Source organism: Pseudomonas sp. NPDC096950, from assembly GCF_044762525.1.
Classification (GTDB): Bacteria; Pseudomonadota; Gammaproteobacteria; order Pseudomonadales; family Pseudomonadaceae; genus Aquipseudomonas.
Map to the genome: position 1 here is coordinate 195,381 of NZ_JBIWEL010000010.1, position 21,700 is coordinate 217,080.

The following is a 21,700-nucleotide window of genomic DNA, read 5'->3' on the forward strand; positions in this document are numbered from 1 at the left end:
AGGAATCGGGAGGTTCAACAAGGTTTACGGGTGGGCTTCGAATGGCCGCAACGGCTTGAAAGGAGAGGGTAGAAGCGCCTCTGTGGTCATGAAAAAACTGGCGGCAAGATGCCTGCGGATAAGCTTTGAAAAAAACCACCTGTCATTGCGTGGGCACATCAGCGGAGCACCACCGATTTCGTCCTTGTTGTTTCGCTGAATATAATTGCGCGTCAGCCGCTTTTAGCAAAGTCGCCGGCGTCACCGCTTCGGTGCTCGGCTGGCTTGTAGTAATGCCTGCACTGGCAGTGACCTTCCCTAAGGGATGCTCAGCGTGCTCGATGTTCAGTGATCGAATTGCTTCCAGGATATCGTGGGCGACTTGTGCTGCGCCCGCGCGATCCGTGTTGGGAAGTAGCACTGTAAATTCTTCGCCACCGTACCTGACAGCCAGGTCTCCCGGCCTTTTAACGGCTTGCTGGATCGCGCCTCCAACGGCACTCAGACAGTCATCGCCGGCCGCATGCCCGTACTTGTCGTTGTAGCGTTTGAAGTAATCGACATCGAGCATGATCAAGGCGAGCGATGAGCCTTGGCGTTTGGCTAAGCGGATCTCGTCCAGGAGTGCACTATCCAGTCGTCGACGATTGCCCAGCCCAGTCAGACTGTCGGTCAGCGCCATGTCTCGCATTGTTTGGTGTGCGTGATGTAACTCTTTTTCCATCATCATTCTTTGGCGCAGCTGGCTCAAAACGATAAGCCCGAACACCGCAAGTACGGCGATCAAAAATACCAGCACGAACCCTGTTTTTTGTAGATCGCGGCGCCAAGGTGCAGTGATGGATTCGCGAGAGAGCCCGGCCTCTACGACCAGCGGGTAGGTTGTCAGCGCTCTATAGCCGTATAAGCGCTCGGTGTCGTCTATGACCGCCTTAGCCTCTGCTACTCCTTCGGTAGAGTTCGGCAGGTAGCGCTTGAAAATCTCGCTGTTCGCCAGACTTTTACCGACCACGGAAGCGATGAAGGGACGACGCACCAGGATTGTTCCGCTGCGCATGGCCAGAACCAAGGCGCCCTTGTCATCAATTTTGAAATCGCCGTAGTAGTCCACGAAGTAACTGACTTTAACCGTTCCCAGCAGTACGCCTGCGAAGGAGCCATCTGGATTGTTTAACCGACGGGAGATGGGAATGATGAGATCGTCGGTTGATCTACTCCTGACTACTTCGCCGACTCGCACGTTTCGATCATCGTGCGCACGGTGAAATTGGAAGTAGTCGCGGTCGGCGTTATTCGCGGTCTCAGGCGTCACTTCCTTGTCGGTCACGATCCACTGCCCGTCAGGGCCGTAAATAAACAGCCCATGCAGTTGTGGCATTATTTTGGATTGCTGAACCAACAGGTTATGGATGCGAGGAATGTTGATGCTCTGTAAACCGTCACCTTCCACCCGTTCAGCAAGCGAGGCGGTCAGCACATCCACTTGCCTGATCGTATCTTCCGCATGCTGAGCCGTCGCACGCGCAAGATTCGTTACGGAGTCGCGGGCAGACGCAAAGGCTGAACGATAGTCGCGCCACGTCCGCCAACCCTCGACGGCCACGAATGCGACAACTACCACAAGCATGAAGCTCACTATGAGTCGGAACGTAGCTCCAGCCTGCACCGTTTTCGCAGAAGAAGTTTCAATGAAGCTATCTTTCTTGGGCTCCAGCTGTTTGCGTCCGAGCATTTACACTTCCTTTCCAGGGATGGAGGCAGACATGTTTAGAGAGGAGGGGGGCTGCGCAGCCAGCGTGATGATATGCGCAAGTCTCCCGGTGGCGGACTCAATCTCTTCGGCACTGAAACCACCCAGGCCCAGAATCAGTCCGGGGCGGCCATTGCCACCGGCATACATTGTGGACACAGCACGAGCTGATACCTGTGCCTCGGAGGCTTTCATCGCGACCCATCTGTCGTCGATGCCTTCCTTCAGCCACAGCAACAGATGCATCCCCTGATCGCTGGGTTCCAGCCACGCTAGGTGACGGGGTATTAGCCTGCTGACGGCTTCGATTATTTGCCTGTGGATGTCCGCGTACACCCCGCGAATTCGTCGGATATGTCGATCCAGATGCCCCTCTGCGATGAACGCCGCGAGAACATGCTGATCGGCATTGGCGGGATGCCGATCCATCAAAACCCGGGCACCACAAAAGGCCTGCACCAGATAAGGCGGAACAATTGCGTATCCGAGCCGTAAGGACGGGAACAATATTTTGCTGAACGTCCCTAGATAGATGACGCGGTCAGGGTCAAGTCCCTGCAAGGATGGAAAGGGATGTCCCGCATAACGCAACTCACCATCGTAATCATCCTCGACGATCCAGGCATTTGAAGCTCTGGCCCATGACAACAACGCATTGCGTCTGGTCATGCTCATCGGCATGCCGAGCGGGTATTGATGGGACGAGGTCACGAAGGCTGCGCGTGCCTGGGGGCATTGCTCTATTCCGTTTTCAACATTCAAACCTTCAGAATCAACAGGGACGCGGATCATTTGATTCGAATGGCCTGCGCTTTCCAGAATTGCGGTAATGCCCCGATAGGCCGGATCCTCCACCCACGCAAAATCCCCGACATCGAGAAGCACCTGGCAGGCGAGGTACAGGCCTTGTTGCGTGCCGGAGGTGATGATGATTTGGCTCGCTTCACATCGGACAGACCGTGATTTGCGAACGTAATCCGCTACTGCTTCCCGTAACTCAAGTGCGCCCTGTGGATCACCGTAGCCCGATGGCGCGCCGGGCCCTCGCGCCCTTATGCGATTGCCCAGGCGACGCCAAATATCGTCAGGAGCAGCTTTTCCAATCGGGACAGAGATTGAGAACGGGATCTGAGGCGCCGCTCCAAATTGCTGGGCCACCTGAGCGAACCTCTCGATGCGCGCAGAAGGCGTCCATGAGCGTGTTTCAGTGGGGCTGTCTTCTTGCTGCTTGCTGGTCGGCGTCGCGCCTATCAATGAACTGGCAACCCGCGTGCCCGCTCTGCCTTCGGATTCCAGGAAACCCTCTGCGATCAACTGCTCAAATGCCTCGATAACGGTGCCTCGGGCAATCGTCAACGACTTGGCGAGAATGCGCGTCGATGGCAGCAGCTCACCGGGCTTGATGTCCCCCCTGCGGATTGCAGCCCGAAGCGCTTGAGCAAGCTGTCGACCTAATTGACCTGCGGTTCGATCAAGCGTGCCCAGCGATGGAATTTCTACAACGTTCGCTTTTCGTGCATCAATTCTGGTTCAGTAATTATGTTCGATATTGGCTCTATACCATGAGCCAGCTAACTAACACAATTTAGATGAAGGACACGCCATCACTCGCGACAACCTCGATTAGACATTTCAACCCGCAGGAGCCTCACCGATGTTTTCCGGTCTCAGCGCATTTCCCTTGACCCCCATGAATGAAAACGGCCTGGACGAACCGGCCTGTATTCGACTGATCGAACGTCTGGCGGCTGCCGGAGTAGATTCCATCGGAGCCCTTGGTTCGACCGGTAGTTACGCCTATCTCACCCATGCAGAGCGGCTGCGAATCGCTCAGCTTGCGGTGAAACACGCAGGCAACGTTCCTGTCATCGTTGGTATCGGTGCGTTGCGCACTCGGGACGTGCAGGCGTTAGCGGAACAGGCGCAGAAAGCTGGAGCGAGTGCCGTACTGCTCGCACCGATGTCCTACCAAAAGCTGACGGCTGATGAGGTATTTGGGCTTTATGAAGCAGTAACCCGTGATTTGTCTGTACCGCTTTGCGTGTATGACAATCCATCTACTACCCACTTCGAGTTCAGCGACGAACTACACGGTCGCATCGCGCAACTGCCCAATGTAGGCTCTATAAAAATCCCGGCGGTATCGGCAGATCCCGATATCGCCAAGGCACGAGTTGATCGTCTGCGCGAGTTGATTCCTTCCAATGTGACCATTGGAATCAGCGGTGATGCTTCGGCGTTGACTGGGTTAAATGCCGGGTGCGATGTCTGGTACTCCGTCATCGGCGGATTGCTGCCAGGCTTGGCGGTGGCGATTACACGCGCTGCTCAGTCAGGCAATTTGCAGGAGGCAGCTCGACTGTCGGAGACATTGCGGCCTGTATGGGCGTTGTATGGCAATCACGGAAGTCTTCGTGTCGTGGCCGCCATGGCCGAACTCTTGAACCAGGTCAGTCGACCCTGCTTACCGCTGCCCCTGAAAACCTTGGAAGACATTGATCGGAAAAGTGTCGCCACATTGTTGAAGGCATTGGAGTTGGAGTGATAGGAGACTGATAGCCGGCTGTCCTCGCCATGATCTGCGGTTCCCCGGGTTAGTTCTTTGCGCAAAGGATCAATAATGCTCGCCGCACTCAAGCAGTACCCGTCTTCGGTCATCCTGCTACTTTCGTCATCACTGCTGCTGTCACTGGGACGTGCAATTACCTTACCTTACCTGGTCGTTTACCTGTCTTCCGGTTTCGACCTCGGTATCAATGACATCGGTTTGATGGTGGGTGGGGCACTCATTATTGCCTCCTTGATGAGCGTATACGGCGGTTACTTAACCGACAAATTCTCCAGTTACCCCCTGATTCTCTGCTTCACCATTTGCTTTATCACCGGTTTTGTCGGCATGTGCCTGACTGGCAGCATATGGCTATTCTTTTGTTTTCTGGTGGTATTCAACTTCGCTTATTCGGTAATCGACGTGGTTGTCAAGGCAACGTTTGGCAGGCTACTACCACTCAACGAACAAAGCCGGGCTTTCTCAGTTCGCTATACGTTGATCAATGTGGGTCATGCCGTAGGCCCGTTTCTGGGGGCTTGCCTGGCTCACATGTCGTTAAAATTGCCGTTCGTAGTCTCCGCCAGCCTAGGCGCAGTATTCTTTTTCGCTTATTTGCTTTATGGCGAGCGAAGGCTAAATCCAGGCGAGACCACCTCAATCCCATTGTCATTCATGGCAGTTGGTCGGGTGCTGCTCAGAGATCGACGCCTGGTGTGTTTCACTCTTGGCGGAGTGTTGAGCACTGTCGTAATCGGACAATACACGGCTTACCTCTCGCAATACCTGGTGACCACATATACGGCTGAATTTACCTATCAGGTCATTAGTGCAGTAGTCGCGGTTAATGCCGTGGTAGTCATTTTTTTACAATACCCGCTTGGCAAGCGCATCTCGGTCAACCATCTTAATCTTTGGCTTATAGCGGGCCTCAGCTTATTCCTGATAGGAGTGACTGGTTTCGCCATGGCCAGTAGTGTTCTGCAATGGTCGATTGCTATGTTGGTCTTCACCCTCGGCGAAATCATCGTCTTCCCTACGGAGTACATGTTTATCGATAGAATCGCACCTGCCGCATTACGAGGGATATATTACGGCGCGCAGAACCTATCAAACTTAGGCGGAGCCCTCGGCCCGGTGCTATGTGGTTATGCCCTGGTTAATTACCCGGCTCAGTGGATGTTTTACATGTTGGCTGCGTTCATCATTGCGGGTGGCTTCTTTTACCTATTAGGAGCGTCAATTCGCGAAGATCAGGGTCACAACATTAAACAACCTTGAAATCACCACGGTGTAGCCCAAGCCAGGGAGGAGGGCGATAGCGATCCCTCCCTGGATTTCGAGACCCGTTACCCAGAAATCAGGTTAGAGTGTTCATCAATGTCTGTTCTTAAGGGCTAGGCACTCGCTTCGCGTAATCGCGCCAAGCGGTTCCAGCGAACGACCGGGCAAAAAAACCGTATATCAATCGTTATTTGAAGAAGGAATCGTCCGCTGTTTGTTTCTCTAGATGGGCCCAAGGGAACCGGCAAAACCACACTGTTGGAGGCCATTACGAAAGTACTGAGGGCCGACAACAAAAAGGTGATCCGGCTTTGCGAGAGAAAAAGCGATCCCTATCGGGGTGAGACAATGAGCCTCGTTAACCAATTCGTCAGAAATCCCAGCCGGGATTTGGAGTTGGGGGTTTGTGAGCGCTTTGCCGATAGTCGTACCTGGATTTCCCAACACGTGCTGACTAAGCAGCCAACAGACAGCATCATCCTGATCGATCGCTGGTATCCGTCTGATGCTGCGTTTAGGCGTATGGTCCCGTTCGCCGAGATCCTGCAGATGAACATTGATCGAAACGTGCGAGTGCCAGACCTGCATGTCGGGGTTGTCACCGACCCTGATATTTCATGGACGAGGGCCGCGGCACGATCACGTGGGCTGAGCAGCACCGTGATGCATAAGCTGGAAGAACATGTCGCGTGTACCCAGGCGTTCGAGCAAGCGGTCGCAGATCAAGGCTGGGTTTTATGCCGTAATGAAGGAACGATCGAAGACGCAACGATGCAGGTGGTTTCTGAGATTTATAGAGTCCTTCGCTGAGAAGCACACCGAACTAAAAATAAAAAAATCAGTACCCTCTCAACGTAATGTATTTTAAGAACTTTTTGATAGTTTCAGACTTAATCTTCCAGTGTAAATTTTTAGTCGGTAAAAAATAGATTGGCAGACTGCCCAAAAATTAATCTTTTATAGCGATTGGTTATAGCTGGTTTCACAGGATTCACTAAGCTGCCACTGGGCTATTCCACTTTGCGCCTAGGCGCTCACAAGAGACCAAAATAGACCCATCTTTTCTTATGACGCCTTGCGCTAAGGAGGATGGGCTTATGCCAAAAGCAAAGTCTAGAACGCATAGTTTTACTAATCGCGGAAAGCATTTTGGCAACATCTGGGCTTCGTTTAGTTACAAGGCAAAGAACGATGTACAGCTTTATAGTGATGTTGAGTTGGGGTATTGGCTATTAAAAATTGAATTCGATCCATCCATCACGCGATATGAGTTGCATCCCCTCCCACGATTGATATCTTGCCCGCAACCGCGGAAAATATCGCTTACAGCTGAAGTCATGACGCGAGATGGTAATCTGGAATGGCATTTGTTGTGCTCAAATCAGCAATATAGCCCTGTAGTTATAAAAGAACTCGAGAGGTACGCAAATTCAATTGGGGTGCGACTTCGACTATTTTGTGCAGAAGATATTGAGCTTCACAAATCAAAGATTATCCCGCTCTTGAAAGTCTGTGCATGCCTTTCATCCTGGCATGCTATTGAAGTTAATTATGATGCATACCACGGATTAATTGCCTTCATTCATAAGCGCAAGCGTGGGTGCCTCAGGGACTTGTTCCAAGCTACTGGGGGCGCGAGTCAGAGCCTTGCCTGCTTTCTAATCGCAAGGCTTTATTCTGAAGGCATCCTCAATGTCGAAGTATTGCCTGGTTTTTTTGATTGTGCGGCCTGGTGGGAGGCATTGTGAGCCCAAGGCAGGAGTTAAGATTTATCGATATTTTACCACTGTTTACGTTGCAAGCCGACGTATTGGCAAATGACGTTCGTGCGATATATGAGCGGAGAGTTAATGCGGTAAAAATGGTGCACAGTGGCAAAACTGGTGCTGAAGTATATAAGGCGTGCGGCATCTCTAACGCCGAGCAAACACGTTTAATCAAGCGCTTTCTGGACTTGGACAACGCCGGTGTGTATTGGGGGGATCGGGCATTATTACCGAGTGCTCGACTCAAGGAATACGAGCGACGAGCCCCTTTGAGGAAAATGCGGTCTCAGCAAAAGGGTGGCGCTAGCGGAATGCTGGGGCTAGCACTCAAGAAATTTCCGCAGGCCGAAAAAGAGATTGAAGACGCCGTGCTGGGGTTTCATCGCAACTTCAACGGTCAAAAGTTTGATATAAAGTTTGCGGCAGCTAAATTTAGAGATGCAATGAAAAGTTCCGGTGCTACTGGAGATGATTGGCCGTTTAATCAAAAAGGGTTAGGCCAGCGCTCCATTGAGAAATATATAAACGATCTTGTCAGGCAGGATTTTTTTGTCGCATCACTGACACTGGGAAACCATGGCGTGACCCATGCTCTACTGGGAACGGGCACCGTCGGACTTATATCTGCGGATGTGCCGTTCGATATAGTTCAACTGGACGCCTACAAGGTTGATAAATTTTGTATCCTGCGCATTGAAACCCTTCCTGGTATTTATACGCAGCGAGTCCTGGATCGGTTCTGGATCGTAGCGGCAGTTGAGGCGGTATCTGATGGCATTCTTGCGGCACGGTATGTGTTCAGCAGCGAAGTCACGGCAATAGATGTCGAAGGAGTACTGCTGGACGCGGTACTAGGTGACTGGGCGCCTTACGACAGCATAACAATACCTAAACTATCGTACACGGAAGGTGGTGGGATGCTTGGGTACGCAGTGCCGGAAGCTCAAGGGGTCATTTGGGGAACGCTTATGCTAGATAACGCTATGGCGCATCATGCAAACAAAATAAAACATAAGTTCAGAAGAAATGTCGGGTGTTCGATCAATTATGGTCAACTCAAAAGGCCCGAACGTAGATCACCGGTGGAAAATGCATTCAAGCAGATTGCCAAAAAAATAATGCACCGAGTGCAGTCCACTACAGGCAGCGGGCCTCAGCAAGGTCGGGCAGCCACACCAGAAACTAATGCAGAGAAATACGAGATTTATGTAGATGAGGCGGAAATGCTTTTGGATGTTTGGTTGGCCAATTATAATTGTACGCCCAAGCAAGGGGCCAACTTTTCATTAAGCCCGATTGACATTGTCCGGATGCATTTTGATAATACTAAGCGGGAAATTGCTTTTCCAGCACTTCCAGAGTCCAAGACAAGCAAAGTGTCTCTAGGGCATGACGTGCGCTACTGCATAGTCAGAGGCAGCGCCGAAGGCGGCAGGGCTCCTCATATAACCTTGGACAAGGCACATTACACCAACAAACTGTTGTCGGAGAATCTAAGCCTCGTCGGGTGTCGGATTATTGTGAGGATAGACCCGAGGGACTATCGGTTTTTAGAAGCCATCTTGGAGACGGGTGAGAAGTTAGGAGTACTTAAGGTCTTGGGATATTGGAGCAAAACCCCCCATAGCATTACGACACGACAGCAAATAAACAGAGCCTACGGTGATAAAGCTTTTGAGTTGACTCGACCAGATGACATAGTGCTGTCATATGTTGACAAATTATTGCGAACCCCTTCAAAGCGAAACCTCTTGAAGGTTCAAAAGGTGAAAAGCGAGGTGATTGGACGTCAAGTCTGCTCCGATTGGCCAGAGGTGCCAGCACCTTCGGAGGCAGAAGTTACGGGAGGGCTCGATGTAATTGAACTCAAGGATCCCAAGGGGCGTGCCGAAATCGACGACTTCTTTAATCTCGAGTCCGGTGGAGTGATCGATGAATAGAGATGAAATGGATGCGCATCCTGTCTTTCGGAAGGATTTCACCATAGTAACTAACGCCGTGTCGGAAGCATCCAACATCGCATTGGAAGCTATATTTATGAGGCAAACAGGGATTATCTTTCATGGCCTGTCGCGAGTGGGTAAGACATGTTGCATTAAATGCATTCATGCCAAAGCCAAGGGGTTCATGCCGCGCGCCTACGTGACGCAAATTGAAGTGACCAAGCAAGTGGGTGCCTTCACCAATAATATTGTTGACCAATTGGCCAAGGAAGAACAGTTGGTGTACCGCGGTAGAACCCTTGCGGTAGACAAGTTGGGCCAGATTGCCGACATGATTATCAACCGCTGTCACGAAAAAAACTGCAATCACTGGGTGCTGCTGTTGGATGAGTTTCAACGTCTTCGAGGATATGACATTAATATCTTGTTCGATTTGTTTAATCGCCTTGATAGGAAAGGTATTACGATGACAGTGCTGTCATTTGCCATGCCGCGAGTGTTTAAACAAAGAGAAGATCTAATGAAGAGCGGCGATAATGAGCAACTCATTGCTCGCTTCATGAGCAAACTGGTCGAATTTAAAGGCTGTCGGAGCGCACGAGACCTCGCTGTTATTCTCGAAACATATGATAAGAAGTCCGAGTACCCGGTCGGTTCGTTGCAGTCCTACACCAAAAACTTTGGCCCTTGTGCATTTGAGGCAGGTTTCAGATTGTCCACTTGCGTCAAGCCGTTCTGGCGGGCGTTGGACATGGCGGCCGTTGGTGCGTATAAAAAAAACCTACCTCTGGAACATGTATTTTTGTCAATCAGGTATCTGCTTAGATATATCGCCAGTCATGATGAAGCTCAGTTAGAGATAACCGCTCTTTTGTGTGAAGAAGTGGTGGAGCGGTCGAATTTAGGTGAATTCTGCCTATTAAATGGAAGTAAAGCACAATGATTTCCATTGGCTTTTACAAAGGGGGCGTTTATCCGTACGAGTCATTGACTGGTATTATTCTCAACCTGGCTGTATTTCATGGGGTACCGCCAGTAACGATCGTCAAGTTAATTAGCACTAAAGCTGGGCTCACTAAGATTGCCGAACATAACCACAAGGCATCCGTGAGAGAGGAATTTGCTGCGCAGGCCTGGCTATCTGATGCTGCGCGATGTTTTTCTGACGCCTTCGTGCAATCTCATCTTTCGCGTGGCCTTAAATTCAAGTTCTGTCCGTCGTGTTTACAGATTGGCTATCATTCTGTTTTCTTTTATTTTCCGCAAGTCAACGCTTGCACTGTTCACCGTGAACCACTCATTGAAGCATGTGCGCGATGTCAAAATTTCAAGACGATCAACGTTGCCGAATTACCATGCTATTCGTGTGGGTTTCGTCTGGTGCGTCCTTCCGATCAAATTCATTATAGAAAAAATACTCAATTAAAAATGCAATTGCATCGTGCTTTTATCCCGTTGGATAGGTGGTACTCAAGTATTGTCGAGCATATTAAGTTAGGCGATACTCTCTTTCTGGAAATTGACAAGATGAACAGTTACGACATCAACCCCATAGATGCGACGTTTATCAAAGCATTAGGCTGGCCATTGCCACTTGTACTTTGCGAAGACATTGTCGCTAAGCGCAAGGCGAGGATCATCCGCTGGGCCACAGGAGAAAAATCTTGTACTGCTTTGGACTGGGCTGCGGCGTGCAAAACTCTAGAAAGAAAACATTTCCATGCACAATGCCCCCGTTGCGAAGACAGTATTGAGGTGTTTTCAGGATATTGGGACGGAGAGGAACTATCACGCACCTTATGTCTCAAGTCGATCGTATATTTTCTTCTGCGAATACGTTGCTCATCCTTGAGTCAGTTAAGTATAAATACTGGCAGTTCTAAGCAGTTGGGTTTTGAGTATTTAGAAACTCTCCAGCGTATCCAGCCTACTAAGTTTGGATTTTCAGCAGAGCTGATCAGAATTTATTTTCTAAAGTTGCTATATAATATAAGTATTTATCTAGAACTAGGTTATTCGGTGAGGTTTCGCCTGCTCCCCTGGGAGGGGCTGCTTTATGATTTATCGCTGCCGGGAAGGCGTGAAAATGAGGGAATGACGATATTAGGTGTCTCTTCGCTGAAGAAAGCTTTGTGCTGTCGGAACATTGCTGATGGTGATGCGGGCGTGCGCTTTTGTCGGAAAGATAATTTTGGTTGGATACTGGCGCTGCCTGCCAAAACTGGCGAAAAAAGCATCGTGTTCAATTTGTGATAATAGGCGGCGAGGAGTAAACGGTGACAAGAGCCTCGGTTGAGCAAGTAGCACTGGCAGTAAAGAAAATGCTGGCTGGTGGTGAGTCCATTACCGTGAGACGCGTGCGGGAAATTACAGGCGGTAGTTTCACTACTATCTCCAATCACCTGAAGCTTCCAGGGGTCAGAGACGGTACTTTTGAAATTTCCAATGAGGCAGTTGAGATCGCCCTAAGGGTTAATCGACAGAAAAAAATTGCAGACAAAATGCTCAACACCCCAAGTGACTATCCACCATCGGCCTTTCACGCTAGCTCAAGAGTCGATAGTGTTGTGGATGATGAGCTTTTCGCACTGGCTGAACGTTTTAGGAAGCTGCAAGACGGCTATGACGTTCTGATATCTGAAGCAAGTCGTGCTCTCGCGGCGGCGAGGGACCGGATTCAAATTTATGCTCGAAAAGTAGAGTGGATGGAGATGGAGCGCGCACGGTTGCTGACCGAGAACCGTCAAATTCGAGCGGCGATGCAATACTTGCATCCTGCAGAAGTAGACCCTGACTTTAAGTGTGATGAATAAGTCTGTTGTATCGTCAGTTCGACATTCTGAGGTGATCAGTCTGGGGGGGGCGCCACGTAACGCTCTCGCTGAAACCTCGGATAGCCAATGCGGGGTAATATATTATGATCTATTTTTATTCTCATCCACGGGATGCTCTTGCCATCCCATCCCATCCCATCCTCACCGTCAAGGTCGGCATTGCTCTTTGTCGGTTGCGCGAGTCGCCCGAAGTCGTTTGGCATAACCGCTCAGACCGAAGTCAGGTTGGGCATGCGCCTCACGCCCTATCTCCAGCGCGCAGTAATCCCTCTGAATCTTGCCGCCAACTGCCACGCCAGGCTTTCGGTATGGCTAGCCGCCAGGAAGCCAAAAGCGGGGGGATTTAAATTATTTAGGATAGGGTTCGTATCCAGCGAGCAGCGTCTTGCTCGTATTTTCGTCAGTCTGTGAGGTGACTGCTGAGATCAGATGGGTCACCCGGCTGCCGAGCAGCGATCCCGCCTGGAAGTAGCCCATCACCGTACTCACGCTGCGGTGTTCGGTCATCGCCATTATCTTCCCCAGCGGCACCCTCTGCCGTCCGGCCTCGGAGACGAAGCCCGAACGCAGGCTATGCGCCGCCCAGTCTCCCTCAAGCCCGGCCAGCGCGGCACGACGCTTCACGATCCGAGCGACTTGATCACCCGACAACCCTTTGGTACTGACTCTGTCGCCTTTGTACAGTCGTCGAAATAACGGGCCGCTGTCTGCGAGGGCGGCGGCGAGCCAGGCGGTAAGAGCCTCTGCTGCTGGACCCCGCAGTGGCTTCTCACGACGAACACCACCGGTGTCGGTCTTGGTCGTGCCCAAGGCGTACAGCCAGGTATCGGCATCCAATGGGCGTACATCACTCACTTGCAATCCGACCACCTCCGAGCGGCACCGACCGCCACCACTCCAGGCCAGCAGCAGTAGGGCGCGGGCACGAATGCCGCGCACGCCATCGTCACAGGTAGCGAGCAGCGCCTGCAACAGTTCGAGCACGATGGCGGTCTTCTTGCGCACGCTTACACCCTGGCGCGATTGCGCCTTGCGCGCTTCGCGCACCAAGGTCTTCAGTGCCGGGTCCTCGCACGGATCGTCCCAGCCATTAATCCGGTGTCATTTACCCAACACCGCTAGCCGGTGGCTGACCGTGTTTAACGCCAGCGGCCCGGGCTTGGCCTTGACCCGGGCGGCGACCAATGCCGTGTCGATACTGAGCGGCAGTAGATGCGTCCAGTCGCCGTGTTCCAGCGGGCGGGCCAAGTGATCAAGCACGAACTGCACGGCCATCGTGGGCCGCAGCGGGGCATCGCCCAGCGCCCGGCCGTAGCGCAGCTGCAGCCAGGCCGACCAGTAGGCGAGGGCGCTGCGGTAGCTGCGCACTGTGTTGGCTGCCGTACCGGCGGCGATGAACGCCGCCGCGGCTTCCTGGGCGTTAAGCGCCAGGAAATGCGGGTCTAACGGCGTTTTATCGACCAGAGATAGCTGATCTGTAATTTCTATTACGTTCAACGTATTATATTTCTATATTTGAGAAAATAACGGCGGATAACATTCTATTATCAGACCTAATATACGCTGAGTGAGCCATGGCAGTAGGGGGGCCAGAAAGTGAGGCGTATGCCGCCGCGGACGTGGTACTGGCGCGATACCGCTTACGGTACAGCGCCGATGCTGGCCTGGATGGTGGAGGAAAAAGACATCGAGCCGCATGTGCCGGTGTGGGACAAAACCGAGCGCAAGAACGACAGTTTTTCGAGCAACGATTTCCACTGGAACAAAGAGGCTGAGGAATACCGCTGCCCGGCCGGCAACCCATTTGCGCAGCGAATGGCGAGCCTTCAAGAATGAGCGTTCACACGTCACCAAAGCCAACACCATTATCTTCCGATCCCGGCAGACCGACTGCGCGACGTGTCCGATGAAAGCCAAGTGCTGCCCGAACACTGCGTTTCGCAAGATCGCTCGCAGCGTCCATGAAGCTGCTCGGGATGTGGCCCGGCGCATTGCAGCAACGCCGGCGTATCAGCGCTCTCGCCACGAACGTAAAAAGGTCGAAATGTTGTTTGCCCACCTCAAGCGCATCTTGAAATCGGATCGCCTGCGGCTACGTGGCATGAGTGGCAGGAAGGATGAACTCACGCTGGCCGCTGCGGTGCAGAACCTGCGACGGCCGGCCAAATTTTCATCTCATGGGCCACCAGTCACGGGGGTAGGTGCGACTGCAGCAAGCAAAAAAACTTCAAATTAAACCCAATTAATAGAGCAGCAAAGGTCAACGAAGGGCCGAAAAACCACTCAATGTGGTGAGTAGGTTCTCCAGTGGTGGTCGTGCCTGAGTTCAGGCGATCTGAAAATCCGACTGTTTTCAACAGAATCGAGCCATAGCAGTCATTCATCCCCAAGCCTATCCCGTGCCAACTGATACTCGGGCGGAGCAAAACTCAGTCGTCGCCAAATGGTTGGAGTCCGGGAAGGCAGCTATAGGCGGTCCAAACCCCATCAATTTTTCGCCATCCGCCAGTCGGGCCGCTTATCCATCGACCGCCCCGGAGCTTCCATTTTCATTTTCTGGAATCCTGCCAGCAGTGCACCACAGAATTCCAAGGGCTACTTCACCCCTACAAATCCATGCGGTAATTTCCAAAGTCTCCTTGCTCACAAAATCGCGCATGGCGAAATTTTGATACTACACGTCGAGTTGGCAGGAGCGACGAAGCACTGACGACGATTATTGTTTTCGCACAAAAGTAGGAAACAATACTCATGCTGCCGTTGATCAAAAGAATAGACAGTCACGTTCATTTTTATACGTCGCAAGACCTCCACCGAGTGGCAGGTTCGCTGCCCTATACATTACCTGAGCCGCACCCGCTGACTGCTTATCTGGATACATTGATCGATGCCGGAATTGCTCCGACGCTCCTCAATAACGTCCATTTAAGTATCCTGCCCGATTCAGAAAACGTATTTGCTTCATTTGACGAACTCAAGAATCTCCAGGCAGCCAACCCTCTGCGCTATGGGGACGTCAAATTGGTGGGGACGATCAAGGCAGAGCCTGCTTACGCTACCCAGGAACGTCTCTCGCACCCGCAGGTGGTTGGCGCCCGAATCGTTCTACACGATGCAAGGCCTGAAACGGTTTCTGATGCGCAATTCAGTGATGGGCAGTGGTCGGTGTTTTATGGCCGCCTGCAACCGCACCAGCATCTGCACATTTACGCGAAAGAAGCCGAGACGAATCTGCGCGTATTGCGCCAGATCCCTCGCGATGTGCGGGTCATTATCGATCACCTGGGCACTTGTCACATCGAGCGTGACATCACTGAGCAGGCTTACATAGCGCTACTCACTGAAGCGAGAGAACGAGGCAACGTGTGGTTTAAAGGCCCTGGTTATCGCACTTCCGTTTTACCTGAGGAAACCGCTCGCTTCGTAACGCAAATTGTTTGCGCAGTCGGCGCGGACAAGATTCTTCTGGAAGCAACCGATGCACCTCATGTTGGAACTGACAACCAGGGTGTGCCGTATTCCGACCTCTTTGATCTGACCAACGCTTTTAATTTTGTTGATGCCGTTGCACAGCACGTTTCTACAGAAACCCGAATTCCTGTTGGCCAACTTCTCCGAGGAGCATCTGGCCAATTGGTAAGTTGATCTACGCCCACGCTCTAACTTCGAGATATCTAGCGATGACGAACATTACTACAAAAGAAATCGAGTTTTCCGTTAAGTATGGTGACGAAACCCTTAACCTCAAAGGAACGGTGTTTCAACCAGAACTAGTCGACGGGTCAATTCCGCCCGTCGTCTTCAATTCCGGATTCACCGGCGGGGTCACGATGTACGGCCAACTGTTTGGTCGCGCCCTGGCAGCACGCGGTTATCGCGTCATGACCTACGACGTGGCGGGCTTTTTTTCCAACAAATACATCCGCAACACTACCAAGGCCGGGGGCATTGAGATCACCCATGTCATCCTCGAAGACCAGAAAGATGAAGTCCTTGGTGCCATTGAATGGGCGCGCGAGAATTTTGGTGAGATGCCAGTAGTTGCGTCTTGGGCAATGGGCTCGGTGGCGAGCCTCGGTGCAGTGGCTGAACTGGCCGCCGCAGGCGCAGAACAGATCCGCTTCTGGGTACCGATGAGCTACACCAACATCCGTAAGCTGCAAGCCTTGCGCGCAGACAAAGACGCGGCTGATGCCGCCATTAACCAACTGGCTGACGACGCGCCGATCCCTCCGTTCGATACAGGAACTGACGCGACCCGTCTCGGCTACTATCCGCTGGATCCCGAGACTCAGGCCTACGTTGATCAGCAGTTGGGCGGCTACACCGAAGCGGGTGGCGCGGACCGTTGGCCTGGCTGCACCCACGTGACGGCCAAGTCCTACAAGTCTTATGTGGCGTATGACCCGGAACAGTCCATCGAAGGTGCAAAAGGCTTCCCGCCTGCACTGATCATCCACGGCGCCGACAACACGTTGCATATGCCCGCGGAGTCTGTGCGTCTGCACCAGAACTATCCGGGTGATGCAGGCCCGAGCGCGTTGATTATTTCCCACATGCAACATGGCCAGCAAAATCAGGTCGACAGCCCTGTGTTCAAGTCAATGATCCAGAGCATCGATGAGGCCATCCGCGCGCGCGGCTGATTATCTCGACAATATCCTGTGAGGCCTCGTGCACCGAGGTCGTACAGCGATATTTCAGCGACGCAGTGCATTCTCTACGAGACGTTCTCCGGTCACTCCGATCCGTCGCAATGCACCGGATATGCCCTTGGCTGTCCCAAGATCAATCTGGCTGAATGCGTGCCCAGGCCCTAACATAGCGTGTCCAAAGCCACTCCTTCGGGCTGGCCTAAGCTGTGCACTTGAACAGCTGGACCCCCATGAAAAGGATCTGGCGATGGCAGCCCCCAGTGAATCAGCGACGTCCGTGAATAGCCACACAACCAAGCGCATTGGGCTACTCATTCTCCCTCAGTTCTCCATGATGGCCCTGGCCGGCGCCAGCGAGCCTTTGCGGGCGGCGAACAGGCTGTTCGGCAAAACACTGTATGAGTGGACCCTGCTCACGGAATTCGGTGGTTCGGTCAGCTCCAGCAGCGGTATCGAAATCCAGACCGTGCCGATTGATCAGGCCCCGGAGCTGGACCGCGTTTTCGTCCTGGCAAGCCTCGATATCGAACATCAGAAACCCCCGAAAATGCTGCGCTTCCTGCAGCGCGCAGCGGCTCGCGGGATAACCGTCGGCGCACTGAGCACCGGTACGTTCATCCTCGCACGCGCCGGGTTACTGGAAGGAAAGCGCTGCACGTTGCACTGGGAGTCCATCGGTCAATTTTCGGAGGAATTCCCCTCGATCGAAGTTACCAAAGAGCTGTATGTCAATCACGGCAACCGCTGGACGTGTGCCGGGGGGACGGCGGCCATCGATCTCATGCTGGCGCAAATCGCGCTTGATTTCGGAAATCAGCTGGCCGCGAGCATTGCCGAGCAATTTCTGCACGCCAGGATAAGAGCCCCGGAAGAACATCAGCGAATGTCGATTCAGTGGCGGTTCGGGATTCATGATCGCAGGCTGACGGCCGCCATCGCCTTGATGGAAGACAATCTGGAGAACATTGTCGGTATCGAAGAAATCGCCGACCGCTGCAATCTGTCCCATCGTCAACTGGAGCGGCTGTGGCATCTGCATTTCGGAATGACACCGAAGAAATTTTATCTGGAGCTCAGGCTGAACGAGGCGCGGCGCTTGCTGCGTGAAAGCACACAACCTATCGCGTCCATCGCCTACAGCTGCGGATTTGTTTCGGCTTCACATCTGGGCGCTGCTTACCGTCGGGTGTGGGGATGCACGCCGGGTGAAGAGCGGCGGAAATTTGATGATGCTCATTCCTGATTGCGGTCGTTGAGCCGGTTGGTCAAAGAACGCTGATCCTCGCAAAAGCCAAAGAGTTAATCCGTCCCGTAAAACCGCATAGCAAGCTAATGACTCGGCCCGACAGGCGGTGAGCTCCGGCAAGCTTCGGGAATTGGGCGATCCTGCATACTTCCTTCTCAATCTACCTTTCACCTTGCATTGCACACTGGGGTGCCACGTGACGTCGGTTTTTTGATAGGAATCGTCGGGCTCAAAGCTCAGGCTGCCTACGGTAGCGCGGTAATGTTTCCTATAGATGCGGCGTTCACTTCCAGATGCACGGCCGACAAAAACAACAATGACGTACAGAAGGCGTATCAACCATGGAAACCTTGAGTTTCATTCTGGAAAACGGCGGGCTGATCAGTCTGCTACTCGGGCAGCACCTTCTCATCGTGGCGGTAGCGGTGGGGCTGGCGATTCTAACCGGCGTGCCTGTCGGGATCGCAATATCCCAGCACCCCAAAACGCGCCGTTGGGTCCTGGCTTTCGCCGCTGTCCTGATGACCATTCCTTCTGCCGCGCTGTTCGGGCTGATGATTCCGGCTCTGTCCCTGATTGGTTATGGAATCGGCGTCGTGCCGGCGGTCATTGCGCTGTTTCTCTATTCCCAACTGCCCATCATTCGAAACACCACCACCGCAATCTCCAACATCGATCCCGCCTTGCGCGAAGCGGCGATCGGGATGGGCATGTCCACCTGGCAACGACTGCGCAAGGTTGAGCTGCCGATTGCGGTTCCGCTGATCATGGCCGGCGTCAGGATGGCGACCGTCATCAACATTGGCATCGCGGCCATCGCGGCGTACATCGGGGCTGGTGGCCTGGGCAGTCTGATCATTCGTGGCATCGCTCAATCGGATACCCGGCAGCTGTTGGCCGGCGCGATCGTCATCAGTGTGATTGCCATTGCGGCGGATTACGCGCTCTACGGCTTGCAGCGCGCCCTGACGCCTAAAGGTCTGAACAAGAACAAAATGGCCACAGGCCGAATGAAGGAAGCTACGACGTGATCCAGATCGAAAATTTAAACAAGAAATTCGGCTCAATCACTGCAGTAGAAGATGTCTCATTCAATGTTGAAGAGGGGCAGATCTGCGTACTGCTTGGGCCGTCGGGTTGCGGTAAAACCACGACGCTCAAAATGATCAACCGACTGATCACGCCCACCTCAGGCACGATCCGGATTGGTGGTCGCGACACCTCCGAACTGGACAGCGTCACCCTTAAACGCTCGATCGGTTATGTGATCCAGCAGGTCGGGTTGTTCCCGAACATGACCGTCGAGGAAAACATCTGTGTTGTCCCAAATCTTCTGGGATGGGACAAAACCAAAAGCCGCAAGCGCGCTGCGGAGTTACTGGAAGTGGTGGCGCTGGACCCGTCGAAATTCCTTAAGCGCTACCCGTGCGAGTTGTCGGGTGGCCAACAGCAGCGCGTGGGCGTCGCCCGCGCACTAGCAGCGGATCCGCCGGTGATGCTGATGGACGAACCCTTTGGCGCGATCGACCCGATCAATCGGGAAGTGATCCAGGACGAGTTCATGCGCATCCAGCGCCTCGTCAACAAAACCGTGCTATTTGTCAGTCACGACATCGATGAAGCCGTGAAGATGGCGGACTGCGTCGCGCTGTTCCACAACGGAAAAATCCAGCAGTTCGGCACCTCGGATGATCTGCTGGCCCGGCCCAACAGCAAGTTCGTGGCGAACTTCATGGGCGGCGACCGAATCATGAAACGCCTGCGGCTGCTGCGTGCGGCCGACGTCGCCAGCAAGGTACCGCCACGGGAACACATGCAGATCGTGGGTGGCAACAGTGGCGTTACGTCGCACACGCACCTGGTTGTCAAGCCCGGGGATGATCTACGTCAAGTGCTCTCGCAACTGCTGGGCCGTGGCCAGGATTGGGCACTGTGCAACGACAGCGACGGACGCTTTATCGGCTATGTCCACCAAGCTGACATCCTGGCGCGACTGGTTGAAAACATTACTCCAGTGGTGCACTGACCATGCCTGACTTACTGAGCAGATTGTGGGAAGGGCTGCAGTTTTACTGGGGCGACATCATTTACCTGACGGTCCAGCATTTGCAGATCGTGGCAATCAGCGGGGTGCTGGCTTTGGCTATCGCGCTGCCGTTAGGTGTCTGGATGAGCCGTCCGGCGAACCAGCGTTACGCCATGGCCAGCATGCAGGTCCTTAACGTGGGGCAGGCGATACCCAAACTCGCCCTGTTGGCCTTGGCCATGAGCTTCATTGGCGTGGGCAGCGGGGCGGCCATCATCGGTTTGTTCGTCGCCACGTTGCTGCCCGTTGCGGTCAACACCTATGAAGGCTTGCGCGCGGTGCCGCAGCACCTGGTCGAAGCGGCCGAGGCCATGGGCATGACGCCACGGGAAACGCTGTGGAAAGTCGAAATTCCGAATGCGATGAACGTGATTTTCGCGGGCATCCGTACCGCGCTGGCGATCAACGTCGGTACGGCGCCTCTGGCCTTTCTGGTCGGCGGCGGCGGGCTGGGCGAGTTGATCTTTACCGGGATCGACCTGAATGACTTCGGCATGATGCTGGCTGGCGCCGCCTCGACCGCGCTTCTGGCGATTACAGTCGATCTGGGCTGCGGCGTGATTCAAACCCTTGCAGTGTCACGGGGCCTGAGGTTGGCCGGGCGCGACTGAATCTGAAGACCATCGACTTAAACCAATAAAATAATATGAGGTGCATGATGATTTATCGAATGCTCGCCAGTGTGATCTTTAGCCTTAGCCTTGTTTCAGGTGTCGTCGGCAACGCTTCTGCCAACAGCACGATTGTGGTCGGTGGCAAAAAGTTTACCGAGCAGCAACTGGTGGCCGAGATGACCGCTCAACTGCTGCGCGCCAATGGCTACAGCGTTGATAAACGGCCGGACCTCGGTTCGTCGGTATTGCGTGCGGCTCAAGAAAACGGTCAGGTCGATGTGTACTGGGAATACACCGGTACGTCGCTGATTACCTACAACAAAGTCACCGAAAAACTCGACGCTGACGAAACGTACAAACGGATCAGTAAGCTAGATGCGGAGAAGGGCATCACCTGGTTGAACCCTTCCAAGGCCAACAACACCTATGCCTTTGCCATGCGCAAGGATGAAGCCGTAAAGGATGGCATTGCTTCGATCAGCGATCTCGCGAAAAACATCGAAGCGGGCAAGTCCTACAAATTCGCCTCGAACGCGGAATTCTTCTCTCGTCCCGATGGCTTGCGTCCTCTTCAAGAAACGTACAAGTTTGAATTCGAGCGCAAGAACATTGTTCGCATGGACGGTGGGTTGACCTACCAGGCGCTGAGGGACGGTCAAGTCGATCTGGCGTTGGTTCTGTCGACAGACGGGCGTATTCCAGCTTTCGGTTTTGTGGTGCTGAAGGATGATAAAGGCTTCTTCCCCAGCTACGCGCTGACGCCCGTCATCCGCACCGAAATCTTCAAAGAGAACCCGAAGATCGGCGAGTTGCTAAATGCCCTGTCTTCCAAACTGGACGACGACACCATTGCCGGTCTCAACTCTCGGGTCGACGTTGGCCGCGAGTCCATCGAGAGCGTGTCCAAGGAATTCCTGCAAAAGAACCAGTTGCTCCAATGATTCCCCGCTGACGTTGAAACCGCCCGGTTTCAACGTCAGTGTACGGGTCGGCCA

General features: G+C 53.2%; 17 protein-coding genes and 2 pseudogenes. 16 read left to right on the forward strand and 3 right to left on the reverse strand.

Features of this window, described 5'->3' with window-relative positions:
* Positions 1-142: 142 nt before the first annotated feature.
* Both ACIQY3_RS17600 and ACIQY3_RS17605 read right to left on the reverse strand, forming a co-directional pair.
* Positions 143-1,711 (reverse strand): diguanylate cyclase, encoded by a 1,569-nt coding sequence (locus ACIQY3_RS17600; protein ID WP_403021673.1) that lies wholly within the window; start codon positions 1,709-1,711, stop codon positions 143-145.
* Positions 1,712-3,253, reverse strand: coding sequence for a PLP-dependent aminotransferase family protein (locus ACIQY3_RS17605; protein WP_403021717.1), 1,542 nt, complete (start codon positions 3,251-3,253; stop codon positions 1,712-1,714). It abuts the gene before it with no gap.
* A 130-nt stretch (positions 3,254-3,383) separates the two neighbouring features.
* On the opposite strand from ACIQY3_RS17605, the gene ACIQY3_RS17610 reads away from it, so the two are divergent.
* The 8 genes from ACIQY3_RS17610 to ACIQY3_RS17645 all read left to right on the forward strand — a co-directional run bounded on the left by ACIQY3_RS17610 (position 3,384) and on the right by ACIQY3_RS17645 (position 12,083).
* On the forward strand, positions 3,384-4,274 hold the full coding sequence (locus ACIQY3_RS17610; RefSeq protein ID WP_403021675.1) for a dihydrodipicolinate synthase family protein: 891 nt from the start codon (positions 3,384-3,386) through the stop codon (positions 4,272-4,274).
* A 75-nt stretch (positions 4,275-4,349) separates the two neighbouring features.
* The gene (locus tag ACIQY3_RS17615; protein ID WP_403021677.1) at positions 4,350-5,558 is read left to right on the forward strand and encodes an MFS transporter; all 1,209 of its coding nucleotides are present in this window, start codon (positions 4,350-4,352) and stop codon (positions 5,556-5,558) included.
* 213 nt (positions 5,559-5,771) lie between these two features.
* Complete coding sequence (locus tag ACIQY3_RS17620; RefSeq protein WP_403021719.1) at positions 5,772-6,371, forward strand: dTMP kinase; 600 nt, start codon at positions 5,772-5,774, stop codon at positions 6,369-6,371.
* A 287-nt stretch (positions 6,372-6,658) separates the two neighbouring features.
* Positions 6,659-7,309 carry a hypothetical protein gene (locus ACIQY3_RS17625; RefSeq protein WP_403021679.1) on the forward strand — a complete coding sequence of 217 codons (651 nt, stop codon included), beginning with the start codon at positions 6,659-6,661 and terminating at the stop codon, positions 7,307-7,309.
* A complete protein-coding gene (locus ACIQY3_RS17630; RefSeq protein WP_403021681.1) occupies positions 7,306-9,267 on the forward strand; it encodes a hypothetical protein in 1,962 nt (653 codons plus the stop codon). Before ACIQY3_RS17625 ends, ACIQY3_RS17630 begins: the two co-directional genes overlap by 4 nt.
* Positions 9,260-10,213 (forward strand): hypothetical protein, encoded by a 954-nt coding sequence (locus ACIQY3_RS17635; RefSeq protein WP_403021683.1) that lies wholly within the window; start codon positions 9,260-9,262, stop codon positions 10,211-10,213. The genes ACIQY3_RS17630 and ACIQY3_RS17635 overlap by 8 nt, the downstream gene beginning before the upstream one ends.
* Positions 10,210-11,523, forward strand: coding sequence for a hypothetical protein (locus tag ACIQY3_RS17640; RefSeq protein WP_403021685.1), 1,314 nt, complete (start codon positions 10,210-10,212; stop codon positions 11,521-11,523). Before ACIQY3_RS17635 ends, ACIQY3_RS17640 begins: the two co-directional genes overlap by 4 nt.
* Before the next feature lie 23 nt (positions 11,524-11,546).
* Complete coding sequence (locus ACIQY3_RS17645) at positions 11,547-12,083, forward strand: DNA-binding protein (protein ID WP_403021687.1); 537 nt, start codon at positions 11,547-11,549, stop codon at positions 12,081-12,083.
* A 369-nt stretch (positions 12,084-12,452) separates the two neighbouring features.
* Here the strand turns inward: ACIQY3_RS17645 and ACIQY3_RS17650 are convergent.
* Positions 12,453-13,601 (reverse strand): annotated as a pseudogene (locus tag ACIQY3_RS17650) (tyrosine-type recombinase/integrase).
* Positions 13,602-13,736: 135 nt separating this feature from the next.
* On the opposite strand from ACIQY3_RS17650, the pseudogene ACIQY3_RS17655 reads away from it, so the two are divergent.
* From ACIQY3_RS17655 to ACIQY3_RS17690, 8 genes and pseudogenes are all read left to right on the forward strand, one after another.
* Positions 13,737-14,340 (forward strand): annotated as a pseudogene (locus tag ACIQY3_RS17655) (transposase); the annotation flags it as partial.
* A 515-nt stretch (positions 14,341-14,855) separates the two neighbouring features.
* Positions 14,856-15,749, forward strand: a complete 894-nt coding sequence (locus tag ACIQY3_RS17660; RefSeq protein ID WP_403021689.1) for an amidohydrolase family protein — start codon at positions 14,856-14,858, stop codon at positions 15,747-15,749.
* 35 nt (positions 15,750-15,784) lie between these two features.
* Entirely contained in the window at positions 15,785-16,750 is a 966-nt protein-coding gene (locus ACIQY3_RS17665; RefSeq protein ID WP_403021691.1) for an alpha/beta hydrolase, read from the forward strand.
* Between the two features lie 256 nt (positions 16,751-17,006).
* On the forward strand, positions 17,007-18,002 hold the full coding sequence (locus ACIQY3_RS17670) for a GlxA family transcriptional regulator (RefSeq protein ID WP_403021693.1): 996 nt from the start codon (positions 17,007-17,009) through the stop codon (positions 18,000-18,002).
* A 344-nt stretch (positions 18,003-18,346) separates the two neighbouring features.
* Positions 18,347-19,036: an ABC transporter permease gene (locus ACIQY3_RS17675; protein WP_403021695.1), complete on the forward strand. Its 690-nt coding sequence runs from the start codon at positions 18,347-18,349 to the stop codon at positions 19,034-19,036.
* On the forward strand, positions 19,033-20,031 hold the full coding sequence (locus ACIQY3_RS17680) for an ABC transporter ATP-binding protein (RefSeq protein ID WP_403021697.1): 999 nt from the start codon (positions 19,033-19,035) through the stop codon (positions 20,029-20,031). Before ACIQY3_RS17675 ends, ACIQY3_RS17680 begins: the two co-directional genes overlap by 4 nt.
* Before the next feature lie 2 nt (positions 20,032-20,033).
* Positions 20,034-20,702: an ABC transporter permease gene (locus ACIQY3_RS17685; protein WP_403021699.1), complete on the forward strand. Its 669-nt coding sequence runs from the start codon at positions 20,034-20,036 to the stop codon at positions 20,700-20,702.
* 59 nt (positions 20,703-20,761) lie between these two features.
* On the forward strand, positions 20,762-21,646 hold the full coding sequence (locus ACIQY3_RS17690; protein ID WP_403021701.1) for a glycine betaine ABC transporter substrate-binding protein: 885 nt from the start codon (positions 20,762-20,764) through the stop codon (positions 21,644-21,646).
* Positions 21,647-21,700 lie beyond the last annotated feature (54 nt).

What these genes read in the sequence shown, in the direction of transcription:
- ACIQY3_RS17625 (WP_403021679.1), top strand. Translation starts at nt 6,659, where the DNA reads ATGCCAAAAGCAAAGTCTAGAACGCATAGTTTTACTAATCGCGGAAAG.
- ACIQY3_RS17635 (WP_403021683.1), top strand. Translation starts at nt 9,260, where the DNA reads ATGAATAGAGATGAAATGGATGCGCATCCTGTCTTTCGGAAGGATTTC.
- ACIQY3_RS17670 (WP_403021693.1), top strand. Translation starts at nt 17,007, where the DNA reads ATGGCAGCCCCCAGTGAATCAGCGACGTCCGTGAATAGCCACACAACC.
- ACIQY3_RS17665 (WP_403021691.1), top strand. Translation starts at nt 15,785, where the DNA reads ATGACGAACATTACTACAAAAGAAATCGAGTTTTCCGTTAAGTATGGT.
- ACIQY3_RS17610 (WP_403021675.1), top strand. Translation starts at nt 3,384, where the DNA reads ATGTTTTCCGGTCTCAGCGCATTTCCCTTGACCCCCATGAATGAAAAC.
- ACIQY3_RS17685 (WP_403021699.1), top strand. Translation starts at nt 20,034, where the DNA reads ATGCCTGACTTACTGAGCAGATTGTGGGAAGGGCTGCAGTTTTACTGG.
- ACIQY3_RS17660 (WP_403021689.1), top strand. Translation starts at nt 14,856, where the DNA reads ATGCTGCCGTTGATCAAAAGAATAGACAGTCACGTTCATTTTTATACG.
- ACIQY3_RS17690 (WP_403021701.1), top strand. Translation starts at nt 20,762, where the DNA reads ATGCTCGCCAGTGTGATCTTTAGCCTTAGCCTTGTTTCAGGTGTCGTC.
- ACIQY3_RS17675 (WP_403021695.1), top strand. Translation starts at nt 18,347, where the DNA reads ATGGAAACCTTGAGTTTCATTCTGGAAAACGGCGGGCTGATCAGTCTG.
- ACIQY3_RS17640 (WP_403021685.1), top strand. Translation starts at nt 10,210, where the DNA reads ATGATTTCCATTGGCTTTTACAAAGGGGGCGTTTATCCGTACGAGTCA.
- ACIQY3_RS17600 (WP_403021673.1), bottom strand. Translation starts at nt 1,711, where the DNA reads ATGCTCGGACGCAAACAGCTGGAGCCCAAGAAAGATAGCTTCATTGAA.
- ACIQY3_RS17615 (WP_403021677.1), top strand. Translation starts at nt 4,350, where the DNA reads ATGCTCGCCGCACTCAAGCAGTACCCGTCTTCGGTCATCCTGCTACTT.